We start from the raw sequence: 21,464 nt of genomic DNA on the forward strand, positions 1-21,464 counted from the left end.
GCGCGCGGTCCACCTAAATCACGGGGTATCACAGAACAAAGGATAGACCATGACACCGACACCACGCAGTTTCTCTCACATCGGGCTTTCCGTGCCCGATCTGGACCAAGCCGTAAAATTCTACGCCGACGTGCTGGGGTTCTACGTCATCATGCAACCGACAGAGGTTGTCGAAGACGGCAGCGATATCGGGCAGATGTGTACCGATGTCTTTGGCGAAGGCTGGGGCCGCCTGCGTATCGCGCATCTTGCCACGGCAGACCGTATCGGGATCGAATTGTTTGAATTTGACGGCAACCACGCCCCCGCAGACCCGCTGAATTTCCGCCAGCACGGCACATTCCATTTCGCCATTCAGGATCCCAACCTCGAAGACCTGCTGGCCAAGATTGTCGCGGCAGGGGGCAAGCAGCGGATGCCGGTGCGCGAATACTTCCCCGATGATAAACCCTATCGCATGGTCTATGTCGAAGACCCCTTTGGCATCGTGTTCGAGCTGTACAGCCACAGCTACGAGCTGACCTATTCCGCCGGTGCCTATAGCTAATCCCAAGTCTGTTCTGCGGGCGAGGGCAGGGCTTTCGCCCGCAGTCATTAGCGCAAGATATGTCAAATAATGCAGGTCGGCGGGAACCCTCCTGCGAGGGAAGGCGGTTTTGTTGTCATAGCAACATCACGAAAGGTCTATCCCATGTCATACTGGCGCTTCTTTGCAATGATCATCACCTCTACCGTGGTGATGTTCGGCTTAATGTATCTGAACACCTACGCAATCGATCACGTGTTCTTTAGCGAAACCCGCAGCTATATGGCGCTGTATATGGGCGCGGTGATGGCGGTCATCATGCTGGCGTTTATGCTGGGGATGTATAGCAACCGTGGCGTGAATATCGCGATTTTTGCAGGCAGTGCGCTGGTTTTTGCGGTGTCGCTGTTTCTGGTGCGCAGCCAGTCCACGGTCGATGATACGGCGTGGATGCGTGCGATGATCCCGCACCATTCCATTGCGATCCTGACGAGCGAGCGCGCCAATATCTCGGACCCGCGGGTGCGCAAGCTGGCGGATGATATCATCGAAGCGCAACGGCTTGAGATCGACGAGATGAAGGCCCTGATCGCGGATCTTGAAGGCGGGCCAGCCGCAACACCGGAAATCGACGGGAAGTGAGGACACAATGACGCAACAGCAGACACAACCGGCAAAACTCTACCGTATGGTGATGCCCGACCACACCTGTCCCTACGGTCTGAAATCGAAAGACCTGCTGGAGCGTCAGGGCTTCGAGGTCGAGGATCACCACCTGACAACGCGCAAAGAGACAGACGCGTTCAAGGCGAAGCATGATGTCGAAACGACGCCGCAGAGCTTTATCGGCGGGGAACGCATCGGCGGCTATGACGATCTGCGGGTCTATTTCGGTTTGGACCAACCCAAGGATCAGCAATCTGACACGTCGTACCAGCCGGTGATCGCCATCTTCTCGGTCGCCTTTCTGATGGCGCTTGGCCTGTCGTGGTTTGCGTTCGAAAGCATCTTTACGGTGCGGGCGTTCCAATGGTTTATCTCGATCTCCATGTGTTTCCTCGCCGTGCAAAAGTTGCAGGATATCGAGAGTTTCTCGACCATGTTCCTGAACTATGACCTGCTGGCAAAACGCTGGGTACCCTACGGTAAGATCTACCCGTTCGGAGAGGCCTTTGCAGGCATCGCCATGACCGCAGGGGCGCTGCTGTGGCTGGCGGCACCGATCGCGATCGTGATCGGTGGTATCGGGGCGATCTCGGTGATCAAGGCGGTCTATATCGACAAACGCGAGCTGAAATGCGCCTGCGTGGGCGTCAGTAGCAATGTGCCGCTTGGCTTTGTGTCGCTGACCGAGAACGTGATGATGCTGGGCATGGGGCTTTGGATGCTGGTACGGCTCTTCGGGTGATCTTTTGGCACCTGCTCAGCGGGCTTAGTGCCTATTCCTATTGCAAATCCCCCCGCGCCGCATCCGCGGTACGGGGGGATTTTCGTTCGTATGGGGAGAGGGAAGCACCCCCTTCCGTGCCTGACAAGCGCCGCCTTAGGGGGCGATCCGCACCTCAAAGGACACAGACCCCGTTGCACCCGGTTCATGTGATCCGGTGCAATCCCATTGCAGCGCCCCCGCATAGCCCGCCGTATCCGCCCCGGGCGTGGTCATCGTGCAGACCACATTGCCGCCGATGGAGACGGGGCTTGGGATGGCGGATGCCAGTTCTGTGTAGGGCGGCGTGCGGTCGTGGATCACAATGTTGGTCGCGGGCAGTTCGCCAGGGTTGTCGAGGAAGATGCGATATTCAAGCACATCCCCCGCAGCGGCACCGTTGCTGACGCCTTCGGGCGTGCCTTGGGTGACGTTGCGGACCGTCTTGCGCAGTTTCAGCACCCCTTCGGAGGATTCTACCCGCACCAGATCGGTGTTGCGGTCCTGCTCGGTCGCGCCGGTCGCGCCATAGGTCGTGTCGGCGACCACATCAAAGGCGATGGTCGATCCCGGTGCCGCCGCACCCGAGGCGGCGACACGAGCCACCAGACAGATACGCGTGTCAGGGGTCACGGGCAGGGCGGTGGTGATGGGGCTGGTGGCCGTCCCGTCGCAGGCGGCATCCTCGAACAGGGCGACGGAAAAGAGCCCCGGCGCGGTGATCGACTGGATATCGGTGTCAAACACCACAGAGCCTTCTGCATCGGCAAGATACTCATGCCGCAGGGTCACCACCTGTGCCGGACGGATCGCGCTTTGCTGGCTTTCGCTCAGCCGAGCGTCCTCGATCAGGCCGACATCCAGATCAGGATAGGATGTCCCCGCCGCAGGCGTGAAGGTAAAAGTGCCATCGCCGCTGGCCGGGTTGACCAGGCCGGGCAGGGCACCGGGGTTTTCCGACACGGTGAGCAAGCCGTTGTCCGGGACCACGGTGATGGTGACGTCATCGGCAAAGCCTTCGGGCAGGGTCAGGCTCCAGCTGCCATCGCTGGCAACCTGCGGCGACCCGATCAACGTGCCGCTGCTATCGGTGATCCGGACTTCGGCCGCACCAGTGTCGGCTTCCGAGGCCCCTTGCAGCGCGTCATAGGCTGTGTCGGAACCTGCACCATTGTCGATAAAGACCTTACCAGACAAGCTTGGGCCGGATCCGGCAAAACTCACGCTCACGGCGGCTTCGTCGTCATCGGCAACCCCGTCGCCCAGATCGTCCGTCAGCGGGCCCACCAGCGGATCACTATCGGGATCCGGCAGGTCAGAGGCGATGATCTCGGCCACGTTGGTATGCTCGCCTGTTGCGTTCATCGTGACGCGCACGGTCAGGGTCTCGCTCGCGCCATTGGCCACCTCGCCGACGTCCCATGTACCGGTGTTGGCGTCATAGGTATCGGTGCTATCCGCCGGTGTGGCAGAGACAAAGGTGAACCCGTCGGGGATCAGGTCACGGACCCGCACACCGGTGGTGCCGTCAGGGCCGTCGTTTGTCACGGTGAGCACGAAATCAAGCTCTGTGCCCGGGCCCGCTTGGGTCACCGGCTGGCCGCTGGTGTCGAACACGCCCTTGGTCAGGGACAGGTCCGCCGTCGCCCCGCCGTTCACAAACCCGAAATCAAGGGTGCGCACGCTGCCGGCGGTGATTGATACGCCCGTCTGCGGGTTCACGGTACCGGCCACAAGCCCGGGGGGCATGTCGGGATCGGCTGCGTCGACCTCTACGCGGTAGGTCGCTGTGGCAGACAGGTCAGAGAAGAGATAGGTGCCGTTGCTGGCTGTCTCTACGCTGGTCAGGAACGTGTCATCCGCGGTGTCGGCTGTGCCATTGTCGTCGTACAGGGACACGGTCACGGCGCTGAGCACGGTTTCACCGGGCTGGTAGCTGTCCGAGTAGTTGGTGTCGCGGTAGACGACGCCGGACAGGTCACCTTCGGGCGGCAGCGGGCCAAAGCGCGAAGGGCAGGCGGCACCGTCGTTCAGGCCACCCTCGCCGACAGGCACCGTATCGATCAACTGACCCCCGCCCGAGCCGGAGCCCTGAAGTCCCACGTCGGCCTCATAGACCTCGTTTGTGGCGTTCTGGTTGATGTACATGCGTCCGTAGAAATCGAACCACACGGCGCCATAGGACCCTGTCCAGGCGGTCGGGCCGAATTCAACCGGCGCGCGGGTGCCCGACGTACCATCCGCAGGGTCGATATAGAACAGACGGTCAGAGGCCTCGTTGACACCGTACAACATGCCGTCGTTCGGATTATAGGCGATGTCCGACGGTTCAACCGCAGCCGACAGCGTGATCAGGCCCAGATCAACGGGGGCGGACGGATCGGAAAGATCCAGCAACTGCAACGCGTTGGCCCCGTTCACACGATAGACCATCACCCCGTTGGGCAGAATGTCGCCCGCGGTGGAGCCCACCGCCGCCGACGCGGGGAGGGTCGAGACGACCTCGTAGTTGCCGGTGGAGTCCAGGCGGATCAGCTCGCGCGTGGCGGCGCGCACCCCGTAGAACAACCCATCGAGCGCATTATAGCCCCAGCCGCCGTCATACTGCACGCCCGCAGGGGTACCGATGTCGGTCGCGGTGATGCTGTACACGCTAGCGCTTTCCGCGAAGCTGAGCCGCTGCAGCTGCGTATCCGTCTGCGTCACACGATAGAGCGAGCCATCGCAGGTAAAGGGCACCGCCCCTGCCGAGAGGATCACTTTGTAGTCCTCGACCTCGCCGTCGAAATTCAGACCATCAAAAGGGTCTGCCGCGACGGCGCTGGAGGTCGACCAGCGGATACGTGCATGGGTAAAGCCACTGGTGATATTCGCAGGGACAGGAATGTTCAGGGTGATCTGGTTGTTGAACACCCCATCTGTATCGCCCGCGCCCCCATCACGGTAGTCGACCGCGATGTGTTCGGAAGGATCGAAGGTGCCGCTTTGGTCAAAATCGACCCAAAGCTGCAGGTTTGTGATCCCCGCGGTTACCGGGATGCCCAGGGCAAGTTGAGCGCTCAGGGTTTCATGGGTCACGATGGTCAGGGGCACGGTTGTGCCGGCCTCCAGGATGGGAAAGACCGCGATGGAATCCTCGTCGTCAAAGCCCGACAGGTCATCCGCATCGGAATCGGGGCTATGCTGAGGGGTCTGTTCCGTGTCGGGTTCGCCGGCACCCAGATAGATGTCCTGGACCACGATGTGACGCGGATCGCCATAGGTCGCGGGCGCATCGCCGCGGTCGGACAGATCAGCAGCCGCAATGACCAGCGAATAATCCTCTACCTCGCCATCCACGGCAAAATCCGATGTGCTCAACCCCGTCTCGGAGCCGTAGCGGAAGCGCGCGTAGGTGGTCGATGTGGTCGCATCCGACGGCACGGTCACGTCGATCTGGATCACGCCATCGCCCGCGACATTGTCGAATTGCGTGCCGTCATCCTTGAGGTCAAGCGCGATACGCTCGCCAAGTGTCTCTTCGAACAGACCGTCGCCGTTGAAATCGATCCAGGCCTGCAGGTTACCATTGCCTGTTACGGTTACGTCGAGCGTGCTGATCGTGCCTTGGGTCAGGACGGGAAAGGTGATCCCGTCTTCGTCGTCGGTGCCGATCAGGTCATCCGCCGTTGCCGTGGCATCCGATTGTGCAACCAGTTCGATATCCGGCTCGATCAGGCCCAGATACACACCCGGAGACCCATCTACGCCGTGGGTCGGTGTGAGGTAGCTAAGCGGTGCATCGCCAAAGTCCACACCCAGCCCGGCAAAGACCGCCACCGTGACCAACGCGCGATCACAATCTGCGGGGTCCAGCGCATCGCAGAGCTGGTATTCGATGGTGTAGACGCCAGCGGGAACGCCCGCGGGCACAATAACGCGACCGGCTTCGGCACCGGCTGTTTCCAGAATCGGCACAGGATCGCCCGTGTTCTGCGGCACGGCTTCGGTCAATACAGTCAGTGTCGCGGTCGGGAAGGCGGCGGGCAAGCCGTTGATTGTGTCATTCGACATGACTTCGCCTGCGGTGCCGCCCAGCAAGGTGTTCACGGGCGACGCGGTATAGTCGTCGTCTTGCGCAACAATATCGGGCGAGGTGTTCGAGATTGCGCAAAGCTGGATGCCGGACCCGCGCGTCGCGCTACGGTCGGATGTCCCCGTGTAGCCGTGGATGAATTCAGCTTCGACGAAGGTGTTGAATTCATAGGTGGCGTAGTTGTCAAAGCTCGATTCATTCGGCTCGTCTTCCCAATCAAACGGGTCGCCCACCTTTGCAGGATCCATCGCGATCGCGTTCGGTCCGGCGGGAAAGGAGGACAAGGGCGCGGTGTTGAAGAAGGAGGTCACCGTCGGATTGGTGAGCGAGCCCACCACATCCGAAGAGTCATCGCCCTCGCCGCGGCTGTCGACATCCGTTTGCTGTACAATGACCCCGTTGATGCGGCTTTGGTCAATGGCCAGACCTTGCGGGTTGGCCGCCGTGGCCGTGCCATCCTGGACCAGTCGCAGACGGTAGGTGATGTATGCGTCGTCCTCTGGCGTCATGCGCGCCTCAAGCGAGGTGTCCAGCTCAAGCGCGGTTGCATTGTTGATGCTCGTGACCTGCATGACGACATCGATCGGGTTGCCGTTGATATCGGTTGTCACGTCGTCGAACAGGAAGATGTCTGACGGGGTTACATTCGTCCGGCTGCCGGACCCTGCCAATTGGGTCGATGGCTGGCGGAAGACGGACTGAGGCGTGCAGCTTTGCGAACCGGTCTCGCCTGACAGCACGCTGCTGACGATGGACAGGGATTCAGAATTCGACTGCAACCGTGAAACAAAAGGCTGGCCGATACGGCCAATGCCCGCAACCGCGTTGCTGTCCACAGACCCCGTCAGCACATCGGCCGCCTGAATGGTGTAGTCCTCCTGACAGACGACCGTTCCACCCGGGGCGACAGGCGTGGTGATCGCGGGGCAGAGCACAGGCCCCAGCAGATCGTCGTCGATCACAATGTCCTGCCCGGTGTTGAACGGCAGCGCGCCGGTGTTTGTGACCGTGTAGGTATAGGTCACAGTCTCACCCTGCGTCCCTGTGCTGGGGCTGGCGGTACGTGTCAATGAAATGCTTTGATCCACATTGAACGTTGCCGCACCAAACATCCCGATACCCCGCGGGGCGGGGTCATAATTGGTGAACTGGCTATAATTGCGCACGTTGCCGATCGTTTCATCATACCAGAAGGTGACCGTCGAGGTGCTGTCAGGGAAGGTCGCCCGCACGGTGCCAGTGTCATCATTGTTCGATGTAGGCGAGGCCCCGAACCCTTCGACATAGATACATTGCGCCTGGTTCGCGCCGATGGTGCCGGTGAAGCCAGATCCGGGACCGGGACCGACAAGCACCGCGGGTGCGGCGCTTACAGGTGCCAGCGTCGGATTGCCGTTGTCACCAAAGGCGGTTACAAAATCGCAACGGTCAGACCCGGCGTTGCTATCGCTGGCGTCAATATCCAAAATGTCGATCTGCAGATTGTCGATCGGAAAGGCGACCCCGCCCGAGCTGGTGGAAATAGAGGAAGTCGTCCGCGCATCCCCGAAACGCCCGCGGTTTCGCGGCGCGTCCGAAATGACCACGAGCGATTCCACATTGCCCCCAAAGATAGCAGAATCGTTGGGTGTCCCTTCCCCGCTGAAGGCGGTGTAGTTGCCTGTATGTTCAAAGGTCAGGTCAACCTCGAACCCGTATTGGTCCCGCAGGGTGCGTGTCAGCGGGCCAAGATTGCCGCCGGGCCAGTCGTAGGTGCCCCAATCGAGTTCGAACTCGCCGGCATCAGCTTGGCCAGCGCCTGTAACGACCAGAGCCGCCAAAGCGGCGGCACAATTCAGTTTTGTAAAGGTTAACTTTGAAATCGACATCAGACGGACCTCTTGTTGCGGTGTCCCAAACACCTTGTACATTGGCCGGAGACGACCTCGCCGTCTTTCCTGCCCCCCGGGATATGTCTAAAGTTCTCATACAAGGTTAACGCGAGCGACAATGCGCAGGTACAATCCCCCTGCCTTCCAGAATAGCGCCCTATACTTTCGAGAGCGTCCCACCCAGAATCGGTAGGCGGCGCGATGCGAAAAAGCCTTTAATCCATAGTCCCTTGCTCTGTTGCCGTTTGCCCGCGGATGGTGAATATGTCGGCACCAATTCTCTCGCGCCGCACGAAAGCCAGTATTTTGCAGACAATTTTCGACAAATCAGGGGCGTCTGCAGAAACTCCACCTGTTTTCGGTCACTTCGGTGAATGGGTGCAGGGGCGGTTGGGGCCGGAGGGCCCTGTGGTTCTGGTCACGATGCTGTGCCGTGCACATGGGGTGCGGGCGCGGTTTACCCGCGGGGGGGCATTGGACCTGACGCAGGGTGAACCCGCAGCGGTGAGCCTCGCGCAGCTGCGACACCTGCTAGAGGCCGCAGGGGAAAATGGGGGCAGTTTTACCTTGTCTGGTAACCTTCCTGTCGGGGTTGGGGCAGGTGCATCCACTGCGGCGCTGGTGGCTTTGGCGCGGGCTGCGGGTATTGCTGAAGACCGTTTGCCGTCGCTGTGTCTGGCGGTGGAAGGGGCCACCGATCCGTTAATGTTACCGCATCCGGACCGCGTGATCTGGGCCTCGCGGTTGGCACAAAGTAAAGGCGCGCTGGGCGCGCCGCCACGGGCTGACATCATCGGCGGCTACTTTGGCGAACCGATCCGGACCGATGCGGCGGACAGCGGTTTTGCGGATATTGCCGACCTGTTGCCAGCCTGGGAAAGCGCCGTGGCGCGGGGTGATTTGCCTCAGGTGGCGCGGTTGGCGCGCATCAGCGCAGACCGCACCACCGCGTTGCGCGGCCCTCTGAACGACCCAAGCACGATACTGGCGCAGCGGCTCGGTGCTTTGGGCTACGCGCGCGCACACACAGGGTCCGCGCGCGCGTTCATCTTTGCACCGGGCACGGCCCCCGATGATGCTGAACAGCTGTTGGCTGACCACGGGCTGACCGGTGCGATGCGATTTACAACCGGAGGGGACGCATGATCGGCGCGGCGGGCATTCTGCTGGGGTTTGTGATCGAGACGGCCTTGTCCTGGCCTGCGCCGCTTTATGTGAAAATCGGCCATCCGGTGTCCTGGATCGGCCGCGTCATTCGCACGATCGAGGCGCGGTTGAATAGCGCTGATACATCGCCCGCACGGTTGCGCCTGTTGGGCGGTGTCGGCGTCTGCCTCGTGCTTGCGCCTGCGGTCTTGCCTGCGATTGTGGTTGCCGCATTGCTGCCGTCTGGCTGGGCGGGCTACGCTATCGGCGGGCTGCTGGCGTGGCCCTTTCTGGCACCGCGGTCGCTGTTCGACCACGTTCAGGCCGTGGCGACGCCTTTGATACAGGGCGACATTGCAGGGGCACGCTATGCCGTCTCGATGATCATCGGGCGCGATCCTGATCAGCTGGACGCTGCCGCGATTGCCCGTGCTTCTATCGAAAGCCTGGCCGAGAATGCCTCGGACGGGGTGGTGGCTCCGGTGTTTTGGGGCGTGCTGCTGGGGCTGCCGGGGCTGGTGGCCTATAAGGCGATCAACACGATGGATTCGATGATCGGGCACCGGTCGACACGCTACCGTCACTACGGGATGGTGGCTGCGCGGCTCGACGATCTGGTCAATCTGATCCCGGCGCGGGCCACGGGGCTGCTGTTCGTGATCGTGTCGGGCCAGCCACGTCGCGCCGCCGCCGTGATGCTGCGCGATGCGCGCTACCACCGGTCCCCCAATGCCGGTTGGCCCGAAGGAGCGATGGCCGGTGCGCTGAACGTGCGCCTGTCCGGCCCGCGTGTGTACGGCGAAGAGATCGCGGATGAACCGTGGCTCAATGCGGAAGGCTCCGAGGCCGATGCGACCAGCCTGCGACGGGCGCTGACGCTTTACCTTCGCGCCATGTTCGTATTAGCAGTCGTGCTGGCGCTGGTGGCGCTGATCTGACAGGGGCAAGCGATGCGGGATCACGGCGGCAATCTGGATGGGGCGATCAAGGCGTTCGGCGGCGACCGCGCCGATTGGATCGACCTGTCCACGGGGATCAACACGGTGCCCTATCCGGTGGGGCCGATCTCGCCAGAGGCATGGACCCGTCTGCCCGAACGCAGTGCCCTTGGCGCGCTGGAAGACGCCGCGCGGCGGGCCTATGACGCAAGCTGTGCTGTTGTGCCTGTGTCAGGGGCGCAGGCGGCGATCCAGCTGGTGCCGCGCCTGATCGCGCCCGGGCAAGCCGCGATCCTGTCGCCCACCTATAACGAACATGCCGCCGCATTACGGGCTGAAGGCTGGCAGGTCACCGAGGCCACGGATCTTGCCGCGCTTGAAGGGTATGCCCTTGCCGTGGTGGTCAACCCCAACAACCCCGACGGGCAGCGCCACGCCCCTGACGCCTTGCGCGCGCTTGCCGAAACGGTCGAACTGTTGATCGTGGATGAAAGCTTTGCCGACCCTGATCCAGAGGTGTCGCTGGTCCGCGGCGGGGCCGAACTGCCGAAAAATATCCTTGTGATGCGGTCCTTTGGCAAGTTCTACGGGCTGGCGGGGCTGCGCTTGGGTTTTGTGCTGGCGGCAGAGCCTTTGGCCGAAAGGCTGCGCGCGATGACGGGGCCATGGCCCGTTTCCGGCATGGCGATAGAGATCGCCTTGCGCGCGCTGAACGACACGAATTGGGCGGCGCAGACCACCGCGCGCCTGCAAGGCGAGGCGGCGCAATTGGATGCGATGGCGACACGGGCAGGGTGGGGGCTGGTAGGCGGCACCCCGCTGTTTCGCACCTACGCGACGTCGGATGCCACGGCTGCGCAAAACGCCTTGGCCGCACATCACATCTGGTCGCGGATCTTCCCCTATTCCGACAGCTGGATCCGTCTGGGCCTGCCCGGACCGGCCGGTGATTGGGCCCGGCTCGAAACCGCCTTGAAAGACGGCGCGTGATCCAGCGCATCACAATGAGAGGGCGGCGGGTGCTGCTGGGGCTGATAGCCGCCCTGATAGCCGTCACTCCAGCCAGCGCCGCAGACCTGCCCCGTGTGGTGTCGATGAACCTATGCACGGACCAGATGGTACTGCTGCTGGCGGATCCTGATCAAATCACGTCTCTTAGCCGATTGGCGCGCGATCCGCGATCATCGTCCCTGGCGCAGGAAGCCTCGGGTCATCCGCAGAACGCGGGTGGTGCAGAAGAAATATATCTCTCCGCGCCGGATCTGGTGTTGGCGGGGCAATATTCCGACAAAGCGACCCTTGCGATGCTGCGCCACCTTGGCCTCCGGGTAGAGCAGATGCCGATCACCAAGGCGCTTGACGATGTTCCCGCGCAGATCCGATGGGTGGGCGACCTCTTGCAACAGCCCGCGCGGGCAGAGGCGATGGCCCGCGACGTCGAACAGACATTGGCCGCGCAGCCCGCGTTGGCCTCCGATGCCCCTGTTGCGGCGTTCTATTACCCGAACGGCTATTCGCTGGGGGTGGATACTTTGGGCCACGACATCGTGACCACCGGCGGACTGCGCAACCTCTCGCAGAAACTCGGACGCCGGAACAGCGGGCGTCTGGCCCTGGAAGAACTGGTGATGAACGCCCCCGATGTGCTGGTCACCACAACACCCTATCCCGGAGGTTCCCGATCCGAAGAGATCATGCTACATCCTGCGCTCGCACAATACGCCAAGACCGGCCGGATGGTGTATAGCTCGCCCGATTGGGTCTGCGGCACGCCGCTGGCGTTGCGGGCGGTGCAAGACGTACGCAGGGCAGGCAACCAGATACGCCACGAGGAGAGATAACAGATGACCGACAGCACCCCAGACCAGAACAAGCGCCACGCCGAAAAGATGGCGAAGGTCCAGACGGCCCGCGCCAAGATGATGGCGGAAAAGACCGTGACCAAGGGGTTGATCATCGTCCACACCGGGACCGGCAAGGGTAAAAGCAGCTCTGCCTTCGGGATGATCATGCGCTGCATCGGGCATGGGTTCCCCTGCGCGCTGGTGCAGTTCATCAAGGGCGCACGGGTGTCGGCGGACCGTCAACTGCTTGAGGACCGCTTTAGCGATATCTGTCAGGTCTATGTGATGGGCGAGGGCTTTACCTGGGACACGCAAGACCGCGAACGCGACATCGCCGCCGCCGGACGCGCATGGGAAAAAGCCAAAGAGCTGATCCGCGACCCCAACAACCGCATGGTGCTGCTCGACGAGCTCAACATCGCGCTGCGCTATGGCTATATCGACGTGCAGGATGTGGTCGATTTCCTGCAGGCCGAGAAGCCGCATATGACCCATGTGGTGATCACCGGCCGCAACGCGCCCGACGCCTTGATCGAGATTGCGGATCTGGTGACCGAGATGAAGGAAATCAAACATCCTTTCCGCAAACAGGGTATCGCCGCACAGGCCGGTGTGGAATTCTGATCGCCACCGGGGCAGGGCATTCGCCCGCGCTCCGCTTGGCAAAGGGCGGATATCATGGATAAGATCACGCTGGTCACCGGCGGTGCAAAATCGGGCAAGAGCCTTTTTGCCGAAAACCACCTGCGCGCCTACGGGCTGCCGCTGGTCTATATTGCCACCAGCCAGGCCTTCGACCCCGAGATGGAGCACCGCATCGCCGCACATAAAGTGCAACGCGGTGACGGTTGGGACACGGTAGAGGAGCCGCTTGATCTACGCGGCGCGCTGATGCGCACCGATGGGACGGGCGCGCGGCTGGTCGATTGCATGACGCTGTGGCTGTCCAACGTGATGCACGCCGAACGCGACTGGCAGGCGGAGCTTGAAAAAGTGCTGGACAGCTTGCGCACACAGTCCTCTCCGGTGGTGCTGGTCACGAATGAGGTGGGCGGGGGCATCGTGCCGATGTCCGCGTTGGCGCGGCGCTACCGCGATGCCTCGGGCCTGATGAACCAGCGCATTGCAGCGGTGGCGGGGCATGTCGTGTTGGTCAGCTGTGGTCTGCCCCTGACGCTGAAGGGCAGTGCGCAGGCTCCGGCCTCGCTTGCCTGACCCATGATCCCGACATACGATAGATTTCCAAACGAAAGAGACCCCTTTGCATGGCGCATGTGACTTTTCCCCTGACTTCCCTGTCCGACCTTGACGCGCTGACCCGCGATTTGCCTCAGGTTGATGCCGTCGCTCAAGACGCCGCGCGCGACCGGCAGAATGCGCTGACCAAACCGCCCGGATCACTGGGCCGGCTGGAGGAGCTGGCGGTGTTCATGGCGGGTTGGCAGCAACAGGCGGTGCCGCAGATCGACATGGCGCAGGCCCTCGTCTTTGCCGGTAACCACGGGATCTGCGCGCAGGGGGTGAACCCTTTCCCGCAAGAGGTGACGGCCCAGATGGTGCAGAACTTCAAGGCGGGGGGCGCTGCGATCAACCAGCTGTGCCGCACCAATGACGCGCAGCTGTCGGTGATTGATCTGGACCTTGACCGCCCCACTGCCGATTTCACGCAAGGCCCCGCGATGACCGAGGCGGACTGTGTCGCGGCCCTTAACGCGGGGGCGGCGACGCTGCATCCGGCGGCCAGTGTCTTGATCCTGGGCGAAATGGGGATCGGTAATTCCACCGTCGCCGCAGCGCTGACGGCGGCGGTCTTTGGAGGGGCTGTGCAAGATTGGGTCGGACGCGGCACCGGTTCGGACGACGAAGGTCTGCGCCGCAAGGTCGACGCCATCACCCGCGGACTTGCCCGCCACGCCGCCATCCCGCAGGATGGGGCGTCTATCCTGATGACCTTGGGCGGGCGCGAGCAGGCGGCGATCTGCGGCGCGGTGCTGGCCGCACGGCAACGGCGTATTCCGGTGATCCTTGACGGGTTCATCTGCACCGCCTCTGTCGCACCGCTCTTCGCCCTGGCCCCTGCGGCGCTGGACCATTGTCTGATCGGGCACCTGAGCGTCGAGCCCGGGCATAAACGTCTGCTGGATGCGATCGGCAAGACGGCCGTGCTCGATTTCGACATGCGGTTGGGCGAAGGATCGGGCGCCGCGCTGGCGCTTGGTATCCTGCGCTCGGCGCTGGCGTGCCATAGCGGCATGGCGACCTTTGCCGAAGCCGGCGTGGCGGACGGCTGATGCTGCGCGCCCGGGTGGCAGAGGCGCGGCTGGCGATGCTGCTGCTGACCCGTATCCCCGTGGGATATCTGCGCGATCCGATCCCCGCGACAGGAGCCTCGGCCTGGGGCTGGCCTTTGGCAGGGGCGGTGGCGATGCTGCCTGCCGGTCTGATCTACTGGGCGCTGCACGCGGCGGGCTTTGGCCCGACGGTTGCGGCCCTTGGTCTGATCTTTGCCACGACACTGCTGACCGGCGCGATGCACGAAGACGGGCTGGCCGATATGGCCGACGGGTTCGGCGGCGGGCAGACCCGCGCGCGCAAGCTCGAGATTATGCGCGACAGCCGCATTGGCAGCTACGGGGTGATGGCCCTGATCCTGACGGTGGCGCTGCAGGTGGCGCTGATCGCACGGCTGGATCATCCTGCACTGGTCGTGCCTGCCGCGCTTGGACTGTCGATGGCCAGCCGCGCGATGCTGCCGTTCTGGCTGGCGCGGATGCCTGCCGCGCGGGCCGACGGGCTGGGGCACGGCGCGGCGCAGGTGCCGGCGACTTGCGTCTATATCGCGGTCGCCTTTGGCTTGATTGGGCTGCTGCCCTTGGGCTTTGGCGCGGCGGCGGTGATCTTTGCGGGGGTCGTCGTGGCGACCGCGCTGGTGGCCGCGCTGGCGCTGCGGCAAATCGGCGGGCAGACCGGCGACGTGATCGGCGCGATGCAGAAACTGGCCGAACTGGCGGGCTGGGGCGTCACCGTCTATCTCTTTGCCTGACACCTTCAAGCCGCGCGTGCCCTTTGACCGGCCGCAAATCCGATGTAGCAAGGGCCCATGTCGAAAAAGACTCTGAACACCGCAAATCTTGCCGCCCTCGGGGCGGAGCGGCTGGCCGAACTGTTGATCGAGGTCAGCACCGGCAGTGCCGATATGAAACGGCGCCTGCGGCTTGAGTTGAGCCACAACCTCGGCCCCGCTGAACTGGCGCGCGATGTGCGCAAACGGCTGGTCACGATCCGGCGGGCCAAAAGCTATGTCGGGTGGCGCAAGCGGACTGCGCTGATCAAAGACCTGCGCACCCAATCCGCTATGATCATCGACAAGATCGCGCCAGACGCTCCCGCCGACGCCTTCGACCTGCTGTGGGAGTTTCTAGCGCTTGCCCCTTCGGTCATGGATCGGGTGGACGACAGCAAGGGGGACGTGGGGGCCGTCTTTGCTGACGCGCTTGCTGAGATCAGCCAGATTGCCGCCCGCGCCCCGCTGGACCCGATCGCGCTGGCGGAACGCACGTGGGAGGCGGTGCAGGGGAATACGGATGGCGCTTTTGACGGGATTATCACGCGCATGGCCCCGTCCTTGGGCGACAGCGGGCTCGCACATCTGAAGGGGCTGATCCAAAGCTTTGACGCGGCGCCGCTGGACGCGACAGAGGATCACCCCGCCTTGCAATTCCTGCGCGAGCTGCGCGGGCGCAATGCAAACTACGCCGCGCAACGCAAGAAACGCTTTGTCCAGATGCACCTGCGCGAGGTGGCCTTGGCGCAGGGGGATACGGAGACCTACATCTCGCTGTTTTCACCCACCGATTTGGCGCGGCCCACCGTTGCGGTAGAGGTGGCGGCGCTCTGGTCGGCTGCTGGCAATCACGATGCCGCGCGTGAGGTGCTTGAGGGCGCGCGCCCCAAGGGGAAAGAGGCGGGGCGGCAGGCGTGGGACGCGGCCTATCTCCACGCGCTGATCGCATCGGGGCGCGAGGATGAAGCCCAAGCCCACCGCTGGCGCTGTTTTACCGAAACGCTCGACCCCGAGATGCTGCGCGCGCACCTCAAACAGCTCGCGGATTTCGATGATCTTGAGGTAGAGGAGGCCGCCAAGGCCCATGCGGCCACGTTCAAGGATCTCAACGCGGCAATCGCCTTTTTCCTCGCGTGGCCCGACCTGCGCGGGCTTGCAGCGATGATCGAGGCGCGCGCCGAGACGTTGAACGGCACCCATGTTGCCCCACTCTCTGACGCCGCCGATGCGCTTCGGGCGCGCCATCCTCTGGCGGCAGCGCTGTGTTGGCGCGCCATGATCGAAGCCGCGCTGTGGGAAAGCGCCAAGTCGCGCTACGCGCAGGCGGCAGATCATCTGATGGACTGCGCCGCCGCGGATCTTGAGATAGAGGATTACGGAGCTTTCGAGAGCCACGACGTCTTTGTCCGGCGTCTGCGCAAACGCTATGCTCATAAGGCGGGGTTCTGGACGCGGGTCACCTGATCTGCGCGTGCTGGGTCTTTTCTTGCCGCGACGCGGGAACCAACAGGCACGCCGCGCGTATGGATGCATGAGTATTTTCAAACGCGCCGCCTTCGCCCCCATTGCCGCCCTTGGCTTTGCCCTTCCTCTTGCAGCTGCCGCTGATGTGGTGGGCAATGTCGATGTGGACTGGCTGGGCAATGACATCGTGGTAGAGGCGGTCCAAGACCCCGAGGTCAAGGGGGTCACCTGCCATCTGGCCTATTTTGAACGGGGTCTGATCGACCGGCTGCAAAAGGGCAATTGGTTCGAGGATCCGTCGAATTCTTCCATCTCTTGCCGCCAGACCGGCCCGATCGAGATTGGGGACATCTCGCGCGACGACGAGGGCGAGACGGTGTTCAGCGAACGCCGGTCCGTGATCTTCAAGACGCTGAAGGTCAAACGGATTTTCGACGAGGAAAACAACACCTTGGTCTATATCAGCCACGCGCGCGATGTGCAGAACGGATCTGCCAAAATGTCGATGTCGACCGTGCCGCTCTACGTGCCGACCAAATAGGCAAAGCTTTGCCAAGGCGTATCATCCGCTTTGCCCGCCCCCATGCTTCGGCTATTCTATGCCGAAGTCATAACAAACAAGGGCGCGGGCAGTATGAGCATTTCTCGAAGAAGTTTCACCGTCGGATTGGCAGCATTGGGCCTTGCGGCCTGTAGCACCGGCAACAGGGCAGGCAGCTTTGCGCCGCGCAGCGATGCGGGGCTGGCACCGGACCTGCAACCCCAACCGAACGCGGGCTATGACGCGTGGGTTTCGTCGTTCAAGTCACGCGCTGCGGCGCAGGGCATTTCAGACAGCACGCTGCGTCGCGGCTTTGCGGGGGCGGGCTATCTGCCGGGGGTCGTCAAACGGGACCGAAACCAGACGGAATTCAGCCGCTCGCTTGAAGATTACCTTGCCATTTCAGCATCGGACGAGCGTGTCACCAAAGGACGCGCAGCATTCGCGCGCCACCAAGGCGTGTTGCGCCAGATAGAGGCGCGCTACGGCGTGCCTGCCGAAGTCGTCACCGCCGTGTGGGGGCTGGAAAGCTTTTACGGGGAACGGCGCGGGAATGTGCCGGTCGTGTCGGCGACATCGACGCTGGCCTATGACGGGCGTCGCGGGGCCTTTTTCGAGAAACAACTGATCGCGGCACTGCGTATCCTTGAGCGCGGCGATGTCTCGGCTGCCGGTCTGACCGGAAGCTGGGCCGGTGCCATGGGCCACACGCAGTTCATCCCCACATCCTATCAATCCTTCGCGGTAGATTTCACCGGCGACGGCAAACGCGACATCTGGTCTGACGACCCGTCGGATTCGCTGGCCTCCACCGCCGCCTATCTGGCGAAGTCGGGCTGGAAGTCCGGCCAGAAATGGGGCGCAGAAATGGGCACCGCGGCGGCAAGCTCTGCCACGCCGGTGCAGATCCTCCAGCCGGATGCGGGCGGGCCGCGCTTTGCGATCTTTAACAACTTCAAGGCGATCAAGCGCTATAACAACTCCGACAATTACGCGATTGGCGTCGGGCATCTGTCGGATCGTATCGCAGGGGGCGGGCCTATTCAGGCCAGCTTTGGCCCGGATAAATACGGGCTGACCATTGACGACCGCAAGGCGTTGCAGGAACGGCTGACCGCCCGCGGTTTTGACACAGACGGCACCGATGGTGTGATCGGCCCGAACAGCCGCAAGGCGATCACCGCCTATCAGCAAAGCCAAGGGCTGCCCGCAACCGGTGACCCGTCGCGCGAGCTGCTGGCGCGGTTGGGCTGATACCGCGATGAAACGATGATCCGCCCGCTTAGGTCGGGCGGATCAGATCGGCGATTTCGGACAGTTTGCTGGCCAGCGGGCTGGTCTTGCGCCAGATCATCCCCACACGGCGCGTCGGTTCGGGCGCGGGAAAGGCGTTGACCGCCACCTGCGCCGACCGCGTTTCCACGGCGACGGCCATCTCGGGGATCAGCGTCACGCCGATGCCCGCGCCGACCATCTGCACCAGCGTGGACAGGGAGCTCGCATCCAGCCCCTCGCGCGCGGTTTTCGACTGCATATCGCAAAACGACAGTGCCTGATCGCGAAAGCAATGCCCTTCCTCAAGCAGCAGTAACTTCATCTCGTTCAAATGTGCGCTGCTGGGGATCGGCTTGCCGCGATCAGCCTCGGGGCGGACCAGCATGAATTTCTCGTCAAACAGGGTGACTTCGGTCAGGGAGGGTTCTGACACGGGCAGGGCGACGATGGCGGTGTCGATGCGCCCCTCAGTCAGCTCGGTGATCAGCCGCGGGGTCATGGTTTCGCGCACGTGGATATCCAGCGCGGGGTTCATCCGGGTCAGCTTGGTGATGATCGAGGGCAGCAGATAGGGGCCGATGGTGGGGATGATGCCGATTCTCAGCCGGCCCATCAGCCCGTCCTTGGAGGCGCGCGCCATATCCTGAAGCTCGTCCACCCCCTGCAGGATCGCCCGCGCACGCGGCGCGAAATCGACGCCAAAGCTGGTCAACGTGATATTCCGCCCGCCGCGATCAAAGAGGGGCGTTTGCAAGTTCTGCTCCAACTCCTTGATTTGCACGGATAAGGCGGGCTGCGAGATCGCGCAGGCCTCGGCGGCGTGGCCAAAGTGACGGTGATGGGCAACGGCCTCGAAGTAGCGAAGCTGTTTAAGGGTGATGTTGGTCATAGTTTATTTTTATCAAACTGATAGGAAATGCCAACTTAAACTAATCAATTACTGCTGTTAGAACAATTCCAGAAAGACGGGGCAGACTGTATCGCGCCCCCGACATCCATCCCCCGTGACGCGGTGCAAAACCGCGCACCAGACAGATAACATCGGAGACCACCATGGACGGAAATGACGTCGAAAACATCAGCAAATGCCCGGTCGTCGGCAGCCACGGCCGCAACTCAAAGCGCGGTGCGCGGTCGTTGAACGAATGGTGGCCGAACCAGCTGAACCTCAAGCTGCTGCACCAGAACACCATCGATTCGAACCCGCTTGGGCCAGACTTTGACTATGCCGAAGAGTTCAAGAAGCTCGACGTTGACGCGGTCAAGGCTGACCTGCATGCGCTGATGACGGATTCGCAAGACTGGTGGCCCGCGGACTATGGTCACTATGGCCCGTTCTTCATCCGTATGGCATGGCACGCGGCAGGCACCTACCGGACGGCGGATGGCCGGGGCGGGTCCAGCACGGGCACGCAGCGTTTCGCGCCGCTCAACAGCTGGCCCGATAACGCCAACCTCGACAAGGCGCGCCGCCTGCTGTGGCCGATCAAGCAGAAATACGGCAACCAGATTTCCTGGGGCGACCTGATCATCCTGTGCGGCAATATCGCGCTGGAATCGATGGGGCTGAAAACATTCGGCTTCGCCGGCGGCCGCGTGGACCGTTGGGAACCCGAAGAAGACGTCTACTGGGGCCCCGAGGATGAATGGCTGGGCAACAAGCGTTATAGCGAAGAGCGCGCGTTGGAAGACCCGCTGGCCGCCGTGCAGATGGGCTTGATCTATGTGAACCCCGAAGGGCCGGACGGCCAACCCGACCTGCAAGGGTCGGCCAATGACATCCGCGACACCTTTGGCCGGATGGCGATGAATGACTATGAAACCGTGGCGCTGATCGCGGGTGGTCACACATTTGGTAAAGCGCATGGTGCCGTGGGTGGCGAGAATGCCGGCCCCGATCCCGAAGCCTCGCCATTGGAAGCACAGGGCTTTGGCTGGACCAACAAGCACGAGACCGGCCACGGCATCCACGCCCTGACCAGCGGGCTTGAAGGCGCATGGTCGCAAACTCCGACAAGCTGGGACATGACCTATTTCGACAACCTGCTGGGGCTCGAGTGGGAAATGACCAAAAGCCCTGCCGGTGCCGTGCAGTGGACCCCAAAGAACGGCGACGCCGCAGGCACCGTGCCGGATGCGCATGACCCGTCCAAGCGTCACGCGCCTATCATGTTCACCTCTGACCTCGCGCTGCGCGAAGACCCCGAGTATTTCAAAATCTCGACGCGCTTTCATGAGAATCCCGAGGAATTTGCCGACGCATTTGCCCGTGCTTGGTTCAAGCTGACCCACCGCGACATGGGGCCGATTGCCCGCTATCTGGGCAAGGACGTTCCCAGCGAAGAGCTGATCTGGCAGGACCCGATCCCCGCCGTGACGCATACGCTGGTCGATGACGCAGATGTGGCATCGCTGAAAGCCAAAGTGCTGGAGTCGGGGCTGAGCGTTCAGGAACTGGTGGCCACCGCTTGGGGCTCTGCCGCGACCTTCCGTGGGTCTGACAAGCGTGGCGGTGCAAATGGCGCGCGCATCCGTCTGGCGCCGCAAAAAGACTGGCCGGTGAACGAGCCTGACCAATTGCCCAAAGTGCTGGGTGTGCTGGAAACGATCCGCGCAGACTTCAACAACGCACAGTCGGGGGACAAAGAAATCTCTGTCGCTGACCTGATCGTACTGGCCGGTGCCGCCGGGATCGAGAAAGCCGCCAAGGACGCGGGCCACGACGTGACCGTGCCCTTCGCACCGGGCCGCGGCGATGCCTCGCTTGAACAGACCGAGGTTGACTCCGTCGCCTATCTTGAACCCGTCACCGACGGTTTCCGCAACTTTGCCAAGACCCGCTATTCGGTCACGACGGCAGAGCTGCTGGTCGACCGCGCCCAGCTTCTGACGCTGACCGCGCCAGAGATGACGGTTCTGGTCGGGGGGATGCGTGCACTGGACGTGAACGTGGGTCGCGCCAAACACGGCGTGTTCACCGATGCGCCCGGCACGCTGAACAACGACTTCTTCACCACGCTGCTGGATATGGGCACCGTGTGGTCGAAGGCGGAAGAGACGGCGACGGACGACATCTATGAAGGCCGCGACCGCGCCACGGGTGAGCTGAAGCACACCGGGACCGCTGTTGATCTGCTTTTCGGGTCGAACTCGCAACTGCGCGCGATTGCAGAGGTCTATGCAGGGGATGTCGCGAAAGACAAATTCGTGACCGATTTCATCGCCGCCTGGACGAAGGTGATGAACCTCGACCGTTTTGACCTCGCCTAAGGGTAGGTAACGAGTGCCAAGGGC

17 protein-coding genes are annotated in these 21,464 nt (G+C 62.6%); 15 read left to right on the forward strand and 2 right to left on the reverse strand.

Annotated elements, in window-relative coordinates; genetic code table 11:
• The first annotated feature begins 49 nt into the window (after nt 1-49).
• The 3 genes from B4F27_RS08240 to B4F27_RS08250 all read left to right on the forward strand — a co-directional run bounded on the left by B4F27_RS08240 (nt 50) and on the right by B4F27_RS08250 (nt 1,934).
• Nucleotides 50-547, forward strand: a complete 498-nt coding sequence (locus B4F27_RS08240) for a lactoylglutathione lyase family protein (RefSeq protein ID WP_074635437.1) — start codon at nt 50-52, stop codon at nt 545-547.
• Nucleotides 548-691: 144 nt separating this feature from the next.
• The gene (locus tag B4F27_RS08245; RefSeq protein ID WP_009826428.1) at nt 692-1,168 is read left to right on the forward strand and encodes a DUF305 domain-containing protein; all 477 of its coding nucleotides are present in this window, start codon (nt 692-694) and stop codon (nt 1,166-1,168) included.
• A 7-nt stretch (nt 1,169-1,175) separates the two neighbouring features.
• Nucleotides 1,176-1,934, forward strand: a complete 759-nt coding sequence (locus B4F27_RS08250) for a glutaredoxin (protein ID WP_286759396.1) — start codon at nt 1,176-1,178, stop codon at nt 1,932-1,934.
• Nucleotides 1,935-2,069: 135 nt separating this feature from the next.
• Here the strand turns inward: B4F27_RS08250 and B4F27_RS08255 are convergent, their stop codons facing one another.
• On the reverse strand, nt 2,070-7,895 hold the full coding sequence (locus B4F27_RS08255; protein WP_286759397.1) for a DUF6923 family protein: 5,826 nt from the start codon (nt 7,893-7,895) through the stop codon (nt 2,070-2,072).
• Nucleotides 7,896-8,162: 267 nt separating this feature from the next.
• Between B4F27_RS08255 and B4F27_RS08260 the strand changes: the two genes are divergently transcribed.
• The 11 genes from B4F27_RS08260 to B4F27_RS08310 all read left to right on the forward strand — a co-directional run bounded on the left by B4F27_RS08260 (nt 8,163) and on the right by B4F27_RS08310 (nt 18,149).
• The gene (locus tag B4F27_RS08260; protein WP_286759398.1) at nt 8,163-9,044 is read left to right on the forward strand and encodes a hypothetical protein; all 882 of its coding nucleotides are present in this window, start codon (nt 8,163-8,165) and stop codon (nt 9,042-9,044) included.
• The gene (gene cbiB, locus B4F27_RS08265; protein ID WP_286759399.1) at nt 9,041-9,982 is read left to right on the forward strand and encodes an adenosylcobinamide-phosphate synthase CbiB; all 942 of its coding nucleotides are present in this window, start codon (nt 9,041-9,043) and stop codon (nt 9,980-9,982) included. Before B4F27_RS08260 ends, cbiB begins: the two co-directional genes overlap by 4 nt.
• A gap of 12 nt (nt 9,983-9,994) precedes the next feature.
• Complete coding sequence (gene cobD / locus B4F27_RS08270) at nt 9,995-10,972, forward strand: threonine-phosphate decarboxylase CobD (RefSeq protein ID WP_286759400.1); 978 nt, start codon at nt 9,995-9,997, stop codon at nt 10,970-10,972.
• Nucleotides 10,969-11,823 carry an ABC transporter substrate-binding protein gene (locus B4F27_RS08275; protein ID WP_286759401.1) on the forward strand — a complete coding sequence of 285 codons (855 nt, stop codon included), beginning with the start codon at nt 10,969-10,971 and terminating at the stop codon, nt 11,821-11,823. The genes cobD and B4F27_RS08275 overlap by 4 nt, the downstream gene beginning before the upstream one ends.
• A 3-nt stretch (nt 11,824-11,826) precedes the next feature.
• Nucleotides 11,827-12,450: a cob(I)yrinic acid a,c-diamide adenosyltransferase gene (cobO, locus tag B4F27_RS08280; protein WP_037943712.1), complete on the forward strand. Its 624-nt coding sequence runs from the start codon at nt 11,827-11,829 to the stop codon at nt 12,448-12,450.
• Nucleotides 12,451-12,504: 54 nt separating this feature from the next.
• Nucleotides 12,505-13,041, forward strand: a complete 537-nt coding sequence (cobU, locus tag B4F27_RS08285) for a bifunctional adenosylcobinamide kinase/adenosylcobinamide-phosphate guanylyltransferase (RefSeq protein WP_286759402.1) — start codon at nt 12,505-12,507, stop codon at nt 13,039-13,041.
• Between the two features lie 50 nt (nt 13,042-13,091).
• Nucleotides 13,092-14,117 (forward strand): nicotinate-nucleotide--dimethylbenzimidazole phosphoribosyltransferase, encoded by a 1,026-nt coding sequence (gene cobT, locus B4F27_RS08290; RefSeq protein WP_286759403.1) that lies wholly within the window; start codon nt 13,092-13,094, stop codon nt 14,115-14,117.
• Nucleotides 14,117-14,869, forward strand: a complete 753-nt coding sequence (locus B4F27_RS08295; RefSeq protein WP_286759404.1) for an adenosylcobinamide-GDP ribazoletransferase — start codon at nt 14,117-14,119, stop codon at nt 14,867-14,869. The genes cobT and B4F27_RS08295 overlap by 1 nt, the downstream gene beginning before the upstream one ends.
• Nucleotides 14,870-14,926: 57 nt before the next feature.
• Nucleotides 14,927-16,354 (forward strand): DUF6880 family protein, encoded by a 1,428-nt coding sequence (locus tag B4F27_RS08300; RefSeq protein WP_286759405.1) that lies wholly within the window; start codon nt 14,927-14,929, stop codon nt 16,352-16,354.
• 67 nt (nt 16,355-16,421) lie between these two features.
• Nucleotides 16,422-16,895 (forward strand): CreA family protein, encoded by a 474-nt coding sequence (locus tag B4F27_RS08305; RefSeq protein ID WP_286759406.1) that lies wholly within the window; start codon nt 16,422-16,424, stop codon nt 16,893-16,895.
• Between the two features lie 93 nt (nt 16,896-16,988).
• Complete coding sequence (locus B4F27_RS08310; protein ID WP_286759407.1) at nt 16,989-18,149, forward strand: lytic murein transglycosylase; 1,161 nt, start codon at nt 16,989-16,991, stop codon at nt 18,147-18,149.
• A gap of 28 nt (nt 18,150-18,177) precedes the next feature.
• On the opposite strand, the gene B4F27_RS08315 is transcribed toward B4F27_RS08310, so the two are convergent.
• A complete protein-coding gene (locus B4F27_RS08315; protein WP_286759408.1) occupies nt 18,178-19,059 on the reverse strand; it encodes a hydrogen peroxide-inducible genes activator in 882 nt (293 codons plus the stop codon).
• Between the two features lie 164 nt (nt 19,060-19,223).
• Here B4F27_RS08315 and katG point away from each other — a divergent pair, with 164 nt between their 5' ends.
• Entirely contained in the window at nt 19,224-21,440 is a 2,217-nt protein-coding gene (gene katG / locus B4F27_RS08320) for a catalase/peroxidase HPI (protein WP_286759409.1), read from the forward strand.
• The last annotated feature ends 24 nt before the right edge of the window (nt 21,441-21,464 follow it).

It is taken from the genome of Sulfitobacter sp. UBA1132 (assembly GCF_002311545.1).
Classification (GTDB): domain Bacteria; phylum Pseudomonadota; class Alphaproteobacteria; order Rhodobacterales; family Rhodobacteraceae; genus Sulfitobacter; species Sulfitobacter pontiacus.